Source organism: Nocardia miyunensis NBRC 108239 (assembly GCF_001613065.1).
In the GTDB taxonomy this organism is placed as follows: Bacteria; Actinomycetota; Actinomycetes; order Mycobacteriales; family Mycobacteriaceae; genus Nocardia; species Nocardia miyunensis.
Genome location: NZ_BDBQ01000104.1, coordinates 12,229 through 28,261, shown reverse-complemented (window position 1 = coordinate 28,261; position 16,033 = coordinate 12,229). Strand labels below are relative to the sequence as shown.

Annotated in this window: 14 protein-coding genes and 1 pseudogene; 5 read left to right on the top strand and 10 right to left on the bottom strand. The window is 66.6% G+C overall.

What is annotated here, in order from left to right; all coding sequences use genetic code 11:
* Positions 1–246: 246 nt before the first annotated feature.
* The 3 genes from NM2_RS39465 to NM2_RS49780 all read right to left on the bottom strand — a co-directional run bounded on the left by NM2_RS39465 (position 247) and on the right by NM2_RS49780 (position 3,186).
* On the bottom strand, positions 247–1,050 hold the full coding sequence (locus NM2_RS39465) for an SAM-dependent methyltransferase (RefSeq protein ID WP_245718442.1): 804 nt from the start codon (positions 1,048–1,050) through the stop codon (positions 247–249).
* 130 nt (positions 1,051–1,180) lie between these two features.
* Positions 1,181–2,899, bottom strand: a complete 1,719-nt coding sequence (locus NM2_RS39460; protein ID WP_067680627.1) for a putative bifunctional diguanylate cyclase/phosphodiesterase — start codon at positions 2,897–2,899, stop codon at positions 1,181–1,183.
* A 125-nt stretch (positions 2,900–3,024) separates the two neighbouring features.
* Positions 3,025–3,186, bottom strand: coding sequence for a hypothetical protein (locus tag NM2_RS49780; protein ID WP_157121680.1), 162 nt, complete (start codon positions 3,184–3,186; stop codon positions 3,025–3,027).
* A gap of 50 nt (positions 3,187–3,236) precedes the next feature.
* On the opposite strand from NM2_RS49780, the gene NM2_RS39455 reads away from it, so the two are divergent.
* On the top strand, positions 3,237–4,046 hold the full coding sequence (locus tag NM2_RS39455) for a mycofactocin-coupled SDR family oxidoreductase (protein ID WP_067680637.1): 810 nt from the start codon (positions 3,237–3,239) through the stop codon (positions 4,044–4,046).
* Positions 4,046–4,870, top strand: a complete 825-nt coding sequence (locus NM2_RS39450; protein WP_067680624.1) for a mycofactocin-coupled SDR family oxidoreductase — start codon at positions 4,046–4,048, stop codon at positions 4,868–4,870. Before NM2_RS39455 ends, NM2_RS39450 begins: the two co-directional genes overlap by 1 nt.
* A gap of 9 nt (positions 4,871–4,879) precedes the next feature.
* Here NM2_RS39450 and NM2_RS39445 read toward each other — a convergent pair whose 3' ends face one another.
* Positions 4,880–5,725: an IclR family transcriptional regulator gene (locus tag NM2_RS39445; protein WP_067680621.1), complete on the bottom strand. Its 846-nt coding sequence runs from the start codon at positions 5,723–5,725 to the stop codon at positions 4,880–4,882.
* A gap of 169 nt (positions 5,726–5,894) precedes the next feature.
* On the opposite strand from NM2_RS39445, the gene NM2_RS39440 reads away from it, so the two are divergent.
* Complete coding sequence (locus NM2_RS39440) at positions 5,895–6,512, top strand: TetR/AcrR family transcriptional regulator (RefSeq protein WP_067680619.1); 618 nt, start codon at positions 5,895–5,897, stop codon at positions 6,510–6,512.
* A 59-nt stretch (positions 6,513–6,571) separates the two neighbouring features.
* Here NM2_RS39440 and NM2_RS39435 read toward each other — a convergent pair whose 3' ends face one another.
* The 5 genes from NM2_RS39435 to NM2_RS39415 form a co-directional block, all read right to left on the bottom strand.
* Entirely contained in the window at positions 6,572–8,260 is a 1,689-nt protein-coding gene (locus NM2_RS39435) for a 3-ketosteroid-delta-1-dehydrogenase (RefSeq protein WP_067680616.1), read from the bottom strand.
* 144 nt (positions 8,261–8,404) lie between these two features.
* The gene (locus tag NM2_RS39430) at positions 8,405–9,376 is read right to left on the bottom strand and encodes an alpha/beta hydrolase (RefSeq protein WP_067680636.1); all 972 of its coding nucleotides are present in this window, start codon (positions 9,374–9,376) and stop codon (positions 8,405–8,407) included.
* 16 nt (positions 9,377–9,392) lie between these two features.
* Positions 9,393–11,060, bottom strand: a complete 1,668-nt coding sequence (locus NM2_RS39425) for a flavin-containing monooxygenase (RefSeq protein WP_439956968.1) — start codon at positions 11,058–11,060, stop codon at positions 9,393–9,395.
* Positions 11,030–11,941, bottom strand: a complete 912-nt coding sequence (locus NM2_RS39420; protein ID WP_067680610.1) for a VOC family protein — start codon at positions 11,939–11,941, stop codon at positions 11,030–11,032. The genes NM2_RS39425 and NM2_RS39420 overlap by 31 nt, the downstream gene beginning before the upstream one ends.
* 26 nt (positions 11,942–11,967) lie before the next feature.
* Positions 11,968–13,152 (bottom strand): acyl-CoA dehydrogenase family protein, encoded by a 1,185-nt coding sequence (locus tag NM2_RS39415; RefSeq protein ID WP_067680607.1) that lies wholly within the window; start codon positions 13,150–13,152, stop codon positions 11,968–11,970.
* Positions 13,153–13,394: 242 nt separating this feature from the next.
* Here NM2_RS39415 and NM2_RS39410 point away from each other — a divergent pair.
* Positions 13,395–13,991 (top strand): annotated as a pseudogene (locus tag NM2_RS39410) (3-ketosteroid-9-alpha-hydroxylase); the annotation flags it as partial.
* On the opposite strand, the gene NM2_RS39405 reads toward NM2_RS39410, so the two are convergent.
* The gene (locus NM2_RS39405; protein WP_084532025.1) at positions 13,966–14,463 is read right to left on the bottom strand and encodes a polyprenyl synthetase family protein; all 498 of its coding nucleotides are present in this window, start codon (positions 14,461–14,463) and stop codon (positions 13,966–13,968) included. The pseudogene NM2_RS39410 and the gene NM2_RS39405 sit on opposite strands and share 26 nt — an antisense overlap.
* Before the next feature lie 831 nt (positions 14,464–15,294).
* On the opposite strand from NM2_RS39405, the gene NM2_RS39400 reads away from it, so the two are divergent.
* Positions 15,295–15,999 carry a GAF and ANTAR domain-containing protein gene (locus NM2_RS39400; protein ID WP_169816322.1) on the top strand — a complete coding sequence of 235 codons (705 nt, stop codon included), beginning with the start codon at positions 15,295–15,297 and terminating at the stop codon, positions 15,997–15,999.
* Positions 16,000–16,033 lie beyond the last annotated feature (34 nt).

Here is a 16,033-nt window from a genome sequence, read left to right as displayed (position 1 = left end):
TTCGTCGGCCAGCCGACGCGCATAGTCCTCGCCGGTCCCCTGGATCGAGAACACCACCCGGAAGTAGATCGGTGCGACGATCCGCTCTCTCCCTGCGCAGCGCTACCCGCCGCGCGGACGCGGTTCTCGACGAATATTTGTCGCCCGTCAGCCGCCTGCGGGACGGAAAGATCACCAAGATCGAAACCAATCTCTCCGACAACCGGGCATGAACGTCTTTTTCGTCCGAGAGGCGGTGGTGCCGTGCTAGATGCGGGCGACCCCCGCGTACAACGACGCCTGGGCGTCCAGGCTCCCGGGCAGTTCGATGCCGTCGGGTTTCCAGCGGTGCGCCGACACGATGCCGGGCTCGACCAGTTCGTGGCCCTGGAACAACTGATGGAACTCCTCGCGGCTGCGCGCTTGCAGGGGCACGCCCTGTTCGTTGTAGATACGCGTGAGTTCGCGGATCGCGGGCGGGTCGAAATCACCGCTCACATGCGAGAGCACCAGATAGGACCCCGGGGCCAGGGCGTCGACGAGGGTGGCGATGATCTGCTGCGGGTCTTGGTCGTCGGTGATGAAGTGCAGCAACGCGATCAGACTCAACGCGACGGGCTGGGACAGATCGAGCACCTGCTCCAACTGGGGGGACTCGAGGATCGACCGCGGTGATCGCGCGTCGGCCTGGATATAGTCGGTGCGCCCCTGTGCCGTGCTGACCAGCAGCGCTCTGGCGTGGGTCAGCACGATCGGGTCGTTGTCGACGTAGACCACCCTGGAAGTGGGATCGACCTGCTGCGCGATCTCGTGCAGATTCGGCCGCGTCGGGATACCGGTCCCGACATCGAGGAATTGCCGGACCCCCTGGCGTGCGAGGAACCGCGTGGCGCGGTGCATGAACTCGCGGTTGACCCGCGTTGCGACCACCACGGTCGGCCACTGCTGTTTGACCATCTCGGCAGCTTCGCGGTCGGCGGCGTAGTTATCCTTCCCGCCGAGGAAATAGTCGTACATGCGGGCGCTGTGCGGTAAGTCCGTCCGCAGGTCCAGCGAGGGGCTGTCGGTCACAGATGGGTCCTCCTCACAAGCGCAACAGTACAAATCATCACCAGTGATACCGCACCGGGCTCGTGTGTGTCGAGTTGGCAGCACGCGAAATGCCTTGACGCCGAGAGGATCTTGCATTCCTCCCCGACGATCAACGCTCGTTGCGCGCGGCCACGCCGCGCTGCTCGACGAGTTCGTCGAGAATCGCCTGCACCGTCCGGGGCGCGCTGTAGTGGTAGCCCTGCGCCAGCGAGAAGCCGAGATCGGCGAGCACTGCCGCTTGGTGTGCGTTCTCCACCCCTTCGGCGATGACCTCCATGTCGAGCGCCTTGCTGAGCGCCTTGATCACCCCGAGCAGCGGCGGCACGGGTGAGTCCGCGCTGATCGCCGCGACAAAGGACCGGTCCACCTTGAGGATGTCCGATGGAATGGCCGCCAGCCTGCTGAACGATGAGTAACCGGTGCCGAAGTCGTCGATGGCGATGCGTACGCCGGTGTCCCGCAAGGCGTTCAGGTTGTCGATCGCGTTCTGGGACTCGGCCTCCAGCTGCGTCTCGGTGACCTCGAGCACGAGTTGCCCGGCGTGCCAGCCGGTGCCGCGCAGAGTGTTCCGCACCCGATTGGCGTAATCACTGTCTGCCAGCTCCAGACCGCTGACATTGACGTTCAGCATGAGGTCGAGATCGGCGACAGTTCGCTGCAGCCGGGCTGCGTCCGCGCAGGCCCGGCGTAGCACCACCCGGTCCAGGTCGGCAATCAAGTTGTGCTCCTCCGCGGCGCGGATCACCCCGTTCGGGCCGAGGCCGGGCTCGGTGGCCGGGGACCAGCGCAGCAGCGCCTCCACGCCGACCATCTTGCCGCCGAAAGGCAGGCTGACGATCGGCTGGTAGCGGACTTCCAGGTTGTCTTCCGCGATGGCCCGGCGCAGTTCCTCGGTGAGGGCGATGCGCTGCCCGGATTCCAGCCTGGTCAGGTTGCGGCCTGCCTGCTTGGCCCGATACCGGCCCACATCGGCCCGGCTGACCAGGATCGACGCCGGTTCGCCCGGTTGCCATGACGTGACGCCCGCGCAGCAGCCGGTGGTTGTCGCCGCGCGCATGCGCTCGGTGAAGCCGACCGCGGTCCGTTCGGTCGTGTCCGGAAGCAGCACCGCGAACACGTCGCCACCCAGCCGGGCCAGCGTCTGCTCCGGCTCCAACAGGTCGCCCCAGGTGTCGGCAACCTGCTGCAACACCGCATCACCGGCGGGCTGGTCGAGGTGGCCGTTGATCGTCTCGAAGCGGTCCAGGTCGGCCAGCACCAGCGCGGGACGTTGGTCGAGCCGGCCGGCCTTGGCGATCTCGGCGTTCAGCAACCGATCGAAGCCGCGCCGGTTGAGCAGGCCGGTGAGCACATCGATATCGGCCTCCGCGGCCATTCGGGCCAGAATCATGACCACCACGCCGGCCACCACGGTCACCCCGGCCGGGACCACCCCGGTCCACCATGGCAGCTCCCCGCGAGCGCCCAACACCACCATGCAGCACACCACGGCGAACGCGATCTCCAGGCCGGTGACGTGCGTGCTGAAGAAGAACGCGGCGTCGCAGGCGACGAAGACATACAACGACGACAGCGTGACCGCGGCGGTGATGCCGGGCAGCCAATGAATGGCGATGGTGATCAGCACGGTCCCGAGCGAGACCAAGATCGGGTGCGCGCGCACCGGTATCCGCTCACCCATCAGATACAGCAGGATGCCGGTGAGAACCGCGACCAGCCCTACCCCGAACACGATGCCCCGACTGCCCAACCCGCCGCCCGTCAGTGCGGTCACCGTGCCGGCGAGCAGTCCGCCGACGAAAAAGAAAGCTCCCGTAGTCCAGGACATGAGGCTCGCTGTTGCTACCGCCGATGCTGCCCGGGCCCGAGTGCGGGAACCACCACGGGTTCCAACTCCTCGCATCTTTCCAGGTTAACCATACTGCCGAGGGGTCGGATCACCAGACGACGAGCCTACTGTGACAATCCGATCAGGCTGATGTGCAGGGCGTCCCGGAGGCGTTCGAAGGTGACGTCCGCGGCGGGCTCGCCGCACCGGATGGCGGCCTCCACCAACTCCGGCAGGGAGAATCCCACTGCATGGGAGATCAGCCCCGGATGTGCCGCGCGGATCACTAGCCTCGCGTCCCTATGAAATGGCCGATTGGGACCGGGGAGTCGACGAGATGACACGAATGGCCGGGAAGGTCGCGCTGATCACGGGCGCGCGAAGAGGTGCGGGGCGGGCCTGCGCGGTTCGGCTCGCCGAGGAGGGGGCGGATGTCTTGCTGCTGGATCAGGCCGGGCGGGAGGCGGAGGCCGATCTGGCGGACACGGCGGGCCTGGTGCGCGAACTCGGACGACGAGTATTCACCGCGACCGCCGATATCCGGGACTTCGACGCGGTCGACGCGGCCGTGCGCGGCGGGGTGGGCGAACTCGGGCCGCTCGACGTCGTGCTTGCCAACGCCGGAGTTTACGACACCCCCGGACCGTCGTGGGAGATCGACGACGACACCTGGAACCGGTCGATCGACGTCAACGTCACCGGGACGTGGCACACCGTCAAAGCCGGAGTCGCGCAGATGAATTCGGCCGGCGGGTCGGTGATCATCGTGAGCTCCACCGCGGGCATCAAGGCGTTGTCCGGGGCCTCGCACTACTCGGCGGCCAAGCACGCGATCACCGGATTGGCGAAGACGCTCGCGAACGAATTGGGAGCCCGATCCATTCGCGTGAACACGATCCATCCGGGTTCCATCGCCACCCCGATGATCTTGAACCCCGCGACCTTCGCGCGCTTGCGTCCCGACCTGGACGAGCCCACGGCCGACGACGTGGCCGAATTCCTCACGGCCAGAACGCTGTTGCCGGTCCCGTGGGTGGAGCCGACCGATATCGGCAACGCGGTGCTGTTCCTGGCCTCCGACGAATCCCGGTACATCACCGGCCTGCAAATGGTCGTCGATGCCGGCCTGACGCAGAAGGTCGCGTGATGACGGGACGACTCGAAGGCAAGGTCGCGCTGATCACGGGCGCGGCCGGGGGTGTGGGACGCGCACAGGCGATCCGGTTCGCGCAGGAGGGCGCCGATATCATCGCGATCGACCTGGCCACGCCGCCCGAGCGCACGACGACGGGCCCCTCGCAAACCCTCGCCGATACGGTCCGTGCGGTCGAGGCCGTCGGCCGCCGGATCAGCGCGTTCGCGGCCGACGTCCGCGACCAGCAGGCCCTCGACGCGGCGGTGGCCGAGGGAGTCGGTGCGCTGGGAAGGCTGGATGTCATATGCGCGACCGCGGGCATCAGCTCGACCGGTGCGGCCGTGGAACTGGACGCGCGGCGCTGGCAGACGATGCTGGATGTGAATCTCACCGGTGTGTGGCGAACCTGCAAGGCGGGAATTCCCTCGATCCTCGCCGGGGGCCGAGGTGGTTCGCTCGTTCTGATGAGTTCGATCGCCGGGCTGCGCGGGCTGGTCGGTGTCGGCCATTACACGACCGCCAAGCACGGCGTGGTCGGCCTGATGCGGTCGCTGGCGAACGAGCTTGCGCCACATGCGGTGCGAGTCAACACGATTCACCCCGCGATCGTCCGCACGCCGATGATCGAGAACCCGGCCACCATGCGGACGTTCTCCGGCGTGGCGGACCCGACCCGGGAGCAGTTCGAAGCCGGTGTGCGGACGATGCATCTGCTTCCCCTCACCTTCATCGAACCCGAGGACATCGCGAACGCGAGCCTGTTCCTGGCCTCCGACGAGGCACGGTGCATCACCGGCGTCACTCTGCCCGTGGACGCGGGACACTGCCTCAAATAGTTTCGCCGTTCACCAGCCGGAGTGGGCAACGGTCATGTGCGGCCTGCTGATTCGCGAACCGTGCCCGGTTGCCGCGACCGGGCGCGGCCGCAGCGGCGGCACTCCGGCGGCGACTCGCCAGATGGTCGCGGCGGCATCGCGCACCTCGGCGGTCACGCTCTCGAGACCGAGCGTCCGGGTCGGGCCACAGAGCGACAGCGCGAAATGCTCCTCGGCGTCGGTGTCCGCGGTGGCGATCGGGGCGGCCACCACGGTGACCCCCAACGCGGTGCCCTGGCTGTCCACCGCCACGCCGCCGCGGTCGCGCACTCGCTCCAGATCTCGCGCGAGTTGATTGCGCGACCGGATGGAATAGCAGGTCGGGACATCCTCGAACTCGAGTTCGGCCCACCGGCCGGGCGGCAGGGTCGCCAATACCGCCCGGCCGGCCGCGGTGATCGCCGCCGGTTGACGAGCGCCGACACTCCACTGGCCGCCGACCGAGGGCCACAGGCCCACGCGGTCCAGATGCATGATCTCGGCACCGACCAGCATGCTCAAGTGCACGGTCAGTCCGCTGCGCCGATGCAGGTCGGTCATCACCGGCAGGGCCGCGCGATGGACGTTGTGCCGCCGGCGAAACTGCGCACCGAGCTCGAACATCCGGACGCCGAGGGTGTATTTGAACTGCTTGCGTTCCACCCAGCCGAGTTCGACGAGACGTTGCAGGATGCGATGCGCCGACGACCTCGGCACATGAGAGCGGCGCGCTATCTCCGCCAGCGTCAGCGGTCGTTCACCCACGAAGGACTCCAAGAGCGATGCGACCCGATCGATCATCGCCGTGGGGGTTTCCTCGAGTTGCGTCATTGCCATTACGACCTCCGAAAAGATATGTCAGATCATGCCTTATTGTCAGAATCTGACAGGTGTGAGTGTAAACATATGCGCGGGTCGCTGTAAAGCGGATGACCTGGCCATCCTGCGTCCGGAGGAACGTGTCATAAACTGACACCTACCGTGCAGCAGTAGGGAGGGAGACCGGGTGACGAAACCGAAGCGGCAGACTCTCACCGAACGTCGCGCCGAGGAGTTGCGCATGACCATCGCGCTCACCGCCCGGGATCTGTTCGTCGCCGAGGGCGACGCCTCGGCGACGGTGGAGCGGATCTGCGAGATCGTGGGAATCGCCCCGCGCACCTTCCACCGGCACTTTCCCGTCAAGGAAGACGTGCTCATGCCACTGCTGCGGCGCAGCGAGACGATCATCCTGGGAGAGTTGGAAAACGCGCCCGGCGACGCCGATCCGGTCGAGATTCTCACCTACGCGCTCACCCTGGAGGTCGGCAGCAGGCAGGTGCCCGACTTCGATCGCCAGCTCGTGCGGCTGATCGTCAACACCCCGCAGTACCGCCTCCGCTTCGTGGAGTGGAGCGAGGGACTCGCCGACGGGATCACGAAGTTCCTGTCCCGCTACTACGAACTCGATGCCGAGCCGTTCCTGCGTGATCTTCCGGCCCGGCTCGTGGTGCAGACCATGCGCCACGCCATCTATCACTGGGTCGACGCCAGTGGTTCCGGTGATTACTCCGAGGTGGGGCGATTGGAGTTCCGCGGTTTCGGCATGGCTCTGAGCGGACTGGAACGTCTCCCCCAGAGGTAGTCTGCCCGGCGAAAGACAGTGGGGCTCACCCGTTTCCGGGCGAGCCCCATTCGCGTGCGCTACTTCGCGGCCGCGTGCCGCGCGGCGATGTAGCCGTACACGATGCCCTGTCCGATCGTCGCTCCCGCACCGGGATACGAGGCGCCGAACGCGTTGGCGGCAGTGTTCCCGATCGCGTAGAGCCCCTCGACGACCACACCGTCGCCACCGATGACGCGGGCGTGCTCGTCGGCGACTACACCGCCACAGGTGCCGAGGTCGCTCAGCACCATGCGCACCGCGTAGAAGGGAGCCTGGCGCAACGCCGCGAGGTTCGGGTTCGGGGTGACGGTCGGGTCGCCGTAGTAACGGTCGTAGGCACTCTCGCCACGGCCGAACTCCTGATCGGTTCCGGCATCGGCCTGTTCGTCGAAGCGCCGGGCGGTGTCGACGAACGCAGCGCTCGGCACGTTGATCTTCTCGGCCAGCTCGGTCATGTCGTCCGCTCGGTGCGCGATACCGGCCCGGTACCAGGTCTCGGGAATCGGCTGGCGCGGATAGACACCGCCCGCCATGACGTAGCCGTTGCGGTAGCGCTGATCGAACACCAACCACATCTGTTCCACGGGATCACCCACGCGTTCGCGCGCGAGCACGGCCTGCCCGAAGGACATGTAATCGGTGGCCTCGTTGATGAATCGCCGTCCCGTCTGGTCGACGATGAACGAGCCGGGCAGCGACCGCTCGGCGAGCATGACCGCCGGCTGGGCAGCGGGCAGTGGCGCGAACGCCGGAAACCACCACGACTGGTCCATCAGCGCGACGCCGGCGCCGACCTCCCGGGCCGCGCGGATGGCGTCGCCGGTGTTGCCTTCCGCCCCGAGGCTCTCGTGACTGCCCAGCCGCGCCGATTGGAACTCGCGACGCGCCGTCATATCGTGGTCGAATCCGCCGGCGGCGAGGACGACGCCGCGGCGCGCGGTCACGGTGACCTCCCGATCACCTTGGCGCACAACGGCGCCCGAGACGCGGCCGTCCTCGTGGAGCAGGCGCTCGAGACTCGTCTCGGTCCATACCGGGATACCCGCGCGCAGCACACCCGTGAACATGCCCGCCGCCAGAGCCTGGCCGCCGGCCAGGTAGTCGCGGCCGATCAGCATGCCGCCGAGGCCGAGCGCCGCACGGGCGAAGATGCGCGGGAGCGCCTTGGCCGGCTTGCGCGCCAGCAGGTTCATCCACTTGTAGTCGGCGCCCGTCACCGGCATGGGCACGGGAGCCGCCATGACACCGGGACGCAGGCGCGCCCGCTCGGCGCCCAGCTTCGACGCGTCGAAGGGACGGCATTCGCAAGTACGGCCCTCCGCACGGCCGCCGGGCTCCTCGGGGTGGTAGTCGGAGTAGCCCTCGGCCCAGAAGAACCGCATCGGCGTGGTGCGGCGAAGCATCTCGACGGCCGCGGGTCCGTGTTCCAGGAATGCTTGCCCGCGTTCGGCAGGCGCCGAGTCCCCGACCACGGAATGCAGGTACTTCTCGGCGTCCGCAAGGGCCTGCGCACCCTGCTCGGGCAGCACCGAACTGCCCGGTATCCAGAACGCTCCGCCCGAGCGTGCCATCGAACCACCGACGTATCGGGTCTTCTCGATGATCAGGGCCGACAGGCCGAACTCGTGGGCGGCCAGCGCCGCGGCCATTCCGGTTCCCGATCCGACGACGAGCAGGTCCACTGTCACGTCGTGAGCCGGTACCGGCGCAGGCATCTTCTTCTTCATGGGATTCGAACTCCATTTCGATATCGGACCAACGGTCGAGCAACGGAACTGCGCGAATCGCGTTCTCCCCGAGCTGATTCCAGTGAGCGACAACCTCGGGCACCCACCGCCCAGGCCGACGAAACCGTTGCGGCTGAGGCGATTTCAATAATCATGACGACCGCCGCTCGACGCCGGGTCCGCGAGCACCTGTCGCATCATCTGCCAGAGCCGTTGTCGCGCAGGGCCGGTCAGCGAGAGATCGGGAAATGTCAGAAATCCGTGAAACAGTCCGTCGAAACGGTGTGCGAGTACCGGCACACCGGCGTCGCTCAGGCGCCGAGCGTAATCGTCACCCGCCGAGCACGGCGGATCGAGTTCCGCGGTCACTATCACCGCCGGCGGTAGACCGGCGAGGGTGGCCGCCCGCGTCGGAACGAGGTACGGGTCGTCGGTGCCGTGCGGGGCGTACTGCGCCCAGTACCACCGCATGGCCTTCGCGGTGTTGTAGTAGCCCACTCCGTAGCGGCGGTACGACTCGGTGGCGAAATCGTCATCGATCACCGGATACAGCAGGACCTGCGCGGCGATCCGCGGGCCGCACCGGTCCCGAGCGGCGAGACTCACGGTGGCGGCGAGATTGCCGCCGGCGCTGTCGCCCGCGACGGCGATCCGGCCGGTGTCCCCACCGTATTCGGAGGCATGCTCGGACGCCCAGATCAGCGCGGCGTAAACATCTTCCATCGCCGCGGGCCCGGGGTGCTCCGGCGCGAGCCGGTAGTCGACCGAGATCACCACGGCCCCGACACCCTCGGCCATCGCCCGGCACAGTTCGTCGTGACTGTCGAGATCGCAGAAGACGAAACCGCCCCCGTGGGCGAAGACGATCACCGGCAACGGCCCGCGCCGCTCGTGACGCGGTACGAGGATCCGAAGGGCCAGGTCCCCGCCCGGCCCCTCGATCACCCGATCCTGGGCGATCCACATCGCGGGGGTGTCGCGCAGTGGTCCCCGCCGCGACCGGAGGAGCGTCCGTAATTCGGCGGGCCCGTACCCGGTCACGTCCGGAAAGGCTGCCAAAGCCTGCAACATCGCCTCGACCTCGGGGTGCAGATCCGGCCTGCGCTGTCCGCCCATTCGGACACTTCCTGTCTCATCGTCGATGCTGTCCACCACCGCAAAGCCCTTCGGCGGCATCGAGTTCGAACCCCTGGTAGCCGGCGGCGGCGACCTCGTCGCAGATCGCGCTGTACGCGCCGAATCCGCCGATGTAGGGCATGAACACCCGGGGCTTGCCGGGAATGTTCGCGCCGAGATACCAGGAATCAGCGGTGGGGAACAAGGTGGCGGCCGCCTTCGCATTGCATTCGGCCACCCAGTGCGAGACGGCTTGCGCTGTCGCCTCGATGGTGCGCGCGTCGCGCTCGTCCATGAAATCCAGGCAATCCGCGATCCAATCCACGTGCTGCTCCGCGGTCAGCACCATGTTCGCGAGCACACTCGGACTACCGGGCCCGGAGATGATGAACATATTGGGGAATCCGGCGACCGCCAGGCCCAGATAGGTTCGCGGGCCGGCCGACCACTCCGCACGCAACTCACGACCACCCCGCCCGCGGATGTCGATCCGGGACAACGCACCGGTCATCGCGTCGAATCCCGTTGCGAATACCAGCATGTCGAGGTCGTAGGCCTGCTCCGAGGTGCGCACCCCGCTCGCGGTGATCTCGGTGATCGGCGTCCGGCGCAGGTTCACCAGAGTGGCGTTCGGCCGGTTGTAGGTCTCGAAATACCCTGTGTCGGTGACGATCCGCTTCGTGCCGATCGGGTGATCGGTCGGGATGAGCTGCTCGGCGATCTCGGGATCGCGAACCAGCTTGCGAATTTTGGCCTCGACGTATTCCCGCGCCACGGCGTTCGCGGCCGGGTCGGACGTCTGGTCGGGGAACGCCTTGGCGAACAGCACGCCACCCCGATCCCACCATTGGTCGAAAACTCGAATGCGTTCGGCGGCATCGACTTCCAGCGCGCCCTTCGGATGCGGCGTATACGGAGAACCACCGCCGCTGATCCTCGACAGCCGTCGGCGCTCGGGGTATGCGGCCTTGACCTCGGCGACGAATTCCGGTGTCAGCGAATGGTTTCGCGCCGGAATCGAATAATTCGGGCTGCGCTGGAAGACGAAGAGGTGGTCCGCGCTCTCGGCGATGATCGGAATGGACTGGATTCCCGAGGACCCGGTTCCGATGACGCCCACGCGTTTTCCGCTGAAATCCACCGGCTGATGCGGCCACTCGCCCGTGTGGTGCAGTTCGCCCGCGAAGGTGTCACGTCCCGGGATGTCCGGCATGTTGGTCGCGGACAGCACCCCGGTCGCCAGAAGGCAGAAGCACGCGGTCACGCTCGCGCCGGTATCGGTCTCGATGGTCCATTGCCGAGTGTCCTGGTCGTAGACCGCCGCGGTCACCCGGGTCGAGAACTCGTAGGCCGAGCGCAGATCGTGGCGATCGGCGACATGTTCGAGGTAGCGCAGAATCTCTTCCTGAGTCGCGAACCGCTCACTCCACGTCCACTCCTGCTGGAGATCCTCGTCGAACGAGTACGAGTAGTCGATGCTCTCGACGTCGCAGCGGGCCCCGGGATACCGGTTGTGGAACCAGGTCCCGCCGAGTCCCGACGCGCTCTCGAATCCGCGCACGCTCATACCGCGTTCGCGGAGCTTGTGCACAGCGTAGAGACCAGCGATCCCGGCCCCGACGACGACCGCATCGAAATGGCTGTCCTGGTTCGTCACTGCGCTTCCTTCATCTCCCGCATCCACATCCACTCGTGGCCCCAGTAGCTGTCCGCGGTGATTTCCTCTGCGGTGTAATAGGTTTCGTCGACCGGCACGCCACCGGTGCCGTATTCGATGTCCCAGCCCCCGGGCACCCGAACGTAGAAGGAGATCATCTTGTCGTTGGTGTGCCGCCCGAGCGTCGAGGACACCGGGAACTCGCGCGCCAGCACCTGGTCGTAGGCGCGACCGACCGCGTCGAGTTCGTCCACCTCGACCATCACGTGGATCAGCCCGGGGTCCCGGCCTGCCAGGCTCGGCATGATCGCCAGACTGTGGTGGCGCTGATTCACTCCGAGGAACCGGATCCGCTGCGGCGGGGCTCCCGGCGGCGTCGGCATCCGGAACGCACCGCGAGACAGGAATCCGAGGGTCTCGGTGTAGAAGGCGAAGGACTCGTCGAAGTTGGTGGTCGGCATGACCACATGACCCAGGCCCTGCTCGCCGGTGACGAAACGCTGGCCGAACTTGGTCAGCACGGGACTGTGCTCGAGCACCGGACCGTGGAAGAACTCCAGCGGAGTGCCGCCGGGGTCCTTCGCCACGATGCCCGCCTCGACCCTGCGACGATCCGCCAATTCCGTTGGCATCTGGGCATATTCGATGCCCGCCGCTTCGAGTGTCGCCGCCAGCCGGCGCAGCGCGAGGCCGTCTCGGACCTCCCAGCCCACCGCGGTCACGCGATCGACGTCACCGTGTTCGACGGTGATGCGGGATGCCCGCTCGTCCATGCGGAAGTGCAGAGCGTCCTGTTCGACTCCGAAGCCCGGGGCGAACCCGAGGACCTCGAAGCCCAGTTCGCGCCAGCGCTCCGAATCCGTTGCGAGAACTCGGATATAGCCCAGACCCTTGATTTCGGTGGTCATCGTTTTCGTGTTCCTCTCCGAGCCGGTCAGATCATCACGCGCAGCGGCCCGGCCGGGACCTCCACACCCAGCGAGGCCATGGCGGCGGCGTGATAGGTGGTGCTGGTGACGTGGATGGCGTGGTGCAGACCCGCGTGGGCGTCGCGCCAGAACCGCTGCAGCGTGTTGTCCATGCGCAGCGCGTTGCCACCGGCACGGTCGAAGATCTCGTCGGCGGCACGGACCGCACGCCAGGCAGCGCGCGCCTGATCGCGGCGAACCTGTGCGCGCGTGGCGAAATCGATCTTCTCGCCGCGGTCGACCCGGTCGTAGATGCGGTCGACGTTGGCCAGCAACTGCTGGCGTGCGGCGTCGATCTCCGAAGCGGCCTCACCGAGGGCGTGCAGCACATAGGGGTCGTCCTTGACGAGGGTGCCGGTGGCGCCCACGCGATTGCGCTGGTAGTCGATGCCCGCCGCGAGCACGCCCTCGCAGATGCCGATGGTGGCCGCGGTGATGCCCAGCGGGAACATGGTGGACCACGGCATCTTGTACAGCGTCTCGGTGACGCCGTACTCCTCGGCCGCCGTGCCGTCGATCACCTTGTCCCCGTTCATAACCCGGTAGTCGGGGATGAAGGCGTCCTCGACGATGACGTCCTTGCTGCCGGTGCCGCGCAGGCCGACCACATCCCAGGAGTCCGCGACGATCCGGTAGTCCGAGCGCGGCAGGATCACATGCAGGCTCTGCGGCGGCATCAGCGGTTTGCCGTCGGCGCCGCCGACCATCGCGCCCAGGAAGATCCAGTCGCAGTGGTCGGTACCGGAGGAGAACTGCCAGCGGCCGCTCATGACGTAACCGCCGTCGGCAGGCACCGCGACGCCGCCGGGCATGTACGGCGAGGCCTGCCAGGTGTTGCTGTCCTCGCCGAGGATCTCGTCCTGCACTCTGGGATCCGCGAAAGCCAGCTGCCAGGGGTGGACACCGACGATTCCGCCGACCCAGCCAGCCGAACCGTAGAGGCCTGCGGTCTTCATTACCGCCTCGGCGAACTCGCGGGGGTGGGCTTCGTACCCGTCGTACTTCTTGCGCTGCAACAGGCGGATGAGACCGGCCTGCCGGAGGCTCTCGGCCATACCGTCGGGCAACCGACCCAGCGACTCACCCTCCTCCGCGCCGGTGCGGATCTCCTCGGCGATGGCCACGATGTTGTCCAGGACTGGGCTCGGCATTGAAACTCCTGATCCTTCGAGCTGAAAGGCATTTCGAGACAGGACGTCCCGGTTGCCGTCACGGAACGTCTCGCGTCGGATAGAGCTTGGCAATTCCCACTCCGGAAGTGACGCCGGTCTCCTGGTGAGTGGGACGGAATTCCGACCTGATCCGGAGACCGTCTCGCTGACCGGGAGTCGAGACAGCGTCCATTCAGTGAAATACGGCCCGTTTCAGGCTTTCCCAACTTGCTGGAAAGCGGGCGTTGCCGACGTATTTCAAGAACGTCTTCGAAGGCCACATCGCCACCCAGTACTTCGAGAGCGAGGCTCGCGAGGACCACCCCGCTCCCGAGGGCCGGCCGAAGATGCTCGGATCCTCTTCCGTCGCTTCGTATTACGGCCCGTCGTTCATGATCGACGATCTGCTCTACCATTTCGAGCACGGCGATCAGCAGACCGTTCTGCTCAACTGCCACTACCCGATCGACGCCAACTCGTTCGTGCTCCAATACGGCATCATCGTGAAGAAATCCGCAACACTTCCGGACGAGGCGGCCATGCAGGCCGCGATCGCGCTCGGCGACTACGTCAAGCTCGGGTTCGAGCAGGACGTCGAGATCTGGAAGAGCAAGGCCAGAATCGACAATCCGCTGCTGTGCGAGGAGGACGGCCCGGTCTACCAGCTGCGCCGCTGGTACGACCAGTTCTACGTCGATGTCGCCGACATCGAGCCCGCGATGGTCGACCGGTTCGAATTCGAACTCGACACCACCCGGCCGCACGAGGCGTGGCAGCGGGAGGTAGCGGAAAACGTTGCGCCGCAGGCCTTTCTCACTGCCGGCGAGCACCGCAGATGACTCCCAGGCCGTCGAGCAGGCAGCAGGCCGAGTCGGGCAGCGCGGCCGTTCGGACCGCGTGCCGGGCCTCGCTGAGGCAGTCGCTGATCATCGCCTCGACGCGGTCGCACGCACCCGAGGCGATGATCAACTCTCGCAGGCGCTCGACTGCGGCGCCTTCGAGAAAGGGCGCGGCCAGAAGTGCGTCGAACTCGACACGCGCAGCGGGTTCGGCGTACCGTCTGGCCGCAACGACGACGGCCGTGGCCTTGCGCGGGGCCAGAGCGCCGTCACTGGGTTTGCCGGTGACGTCGGTGGCGCCGACAACACCCAGCAGATCATCGCGAAGCTGGCACGCCTCGCCGATCGCACGCCCGTATCGGCTCGGCGCCGACATCATGGGTTCGTCGCAGCCGGCCATGGCTGCGCCCATCGCCGCACCGCACCGCCGGCCCGCGTACATGAACGTCGAACGCAAGCACTTCCCGCCCATCGGCCCATCCGGGCAGGTTCCCTTCTCAGCACGGTCCTCACAGTCTACTACCAAACGATGCAAAAACGATGCAAAAACGACGATGAACGGAAGCCGCCGACCGAACGCGGTATCGCGCGTGAATGCTCGGCCCCGACGTACCCGTTCGCGGCTCTCCGAGACGCTCTGCCCGGCATGTCACGCCCACGCGGTGTGCCGCTGCGGCCGCGGTGCGAGTCCGACCGGTCGGGCACAGTCGCACAAGCCTGCGCGCAACGGTTTCACCGTCGGCTCCGGATGCGACCGCAATTCATCAGAACGAACGATCAGCGCATCGATAACGCATCGATATGCGAGGAAGCATCGGGCGGTCACGTGAATCACCGGTCACATAGCCGACGAAAATGTCTTTTCCCGATATTTTTCGCCGCTGCTGCCGCGAATATCCCCGGAATTCGCGCGCGAACAGACTTTCGCCTCTGTCGGAAATCGGCATATCGGCCGACGATGAGGGCGGCCGACGGAAATTCGGCATCTGTTCGAGGAGGCATCACCATGACCACGGCTCGGCAAATCATGTACGCCGGCGTGCGTGATTTCCACCCGGAGCTCACTCGTCGAGGCCGCGCGGCGAATTCACGATCCGGACGTTGGTGCCCTGCCGGTGTGCGATGCCATCACGTGGAATCACCCGCCGGACCTGGGACGGATCCGCGGACGCAGGGCGCGGCCGGCAGCACTGGGGGCGGCCGGGGCCGCTATCTCATGGGGTGACGGCTGCGAGTTCTGGGATGGCAACCCGGGTCTCGACGCCTCGGCGCATGCATGCAGCGCACAGCCAGGAAGGGACCAGTGGACGAGCGATTCGGGGGTCGGATTCGTACCGTGCTGGCTGCGATCCGCAGGCCGCGCGAGGAGCCGGACTGGGGCCATCAGGCTTGTGCGGCTTGCCAGGCCGCTCTGATCGGGATCGATTCGGTGGCGCTGGCGATATACGCGCCGAGCAGGACGGTCAACGTGATCGGCGTGAGCGGCGCATTGGCCGAACGGGCCGAGGACACACAGATCGTGGTCGGGGAAGGACCAGGGCGAACAGCCTTCACCACAGGTCAGGTGGTTCTCGTGCCGGATCTGGCCGGGCAGGCACAGCAGTGGACGATGTTCGTGCGCGAGGCCACCCAGCTGGGCATCGGCGCGATGTTCGCGTTCCCGCTGCAGGTCGGCGGCATCCGGATCGGCGCTCTGGATCTGTGTCGGCGGCAAACCGGACCGTTGCCGACCAGGATGAATACCAACGTGACACTACTGGCGAGTCTTATCAGTTACACCCTGGTGGAGGACCTCATCGGCGACGACGGGTTCGAAATTCCCTCGTTCACGACAAGTAATCGAGATATCAACGTCGCAACGGGGATGATTGCCGCTCAACTGGGTATCACCATCGACGAGGCGTTCGTACGGCTGCGCGCCGCCGCTTTCGCTGCGGAGAGGCCGCTGGCGGATATTGCGCGCGACGTGCTCGAGCGACGTCTCGACTTGGACAGTGCCACCGAATGATCGTTGATGCCGCAAAATTCGATGCGAAGATCAT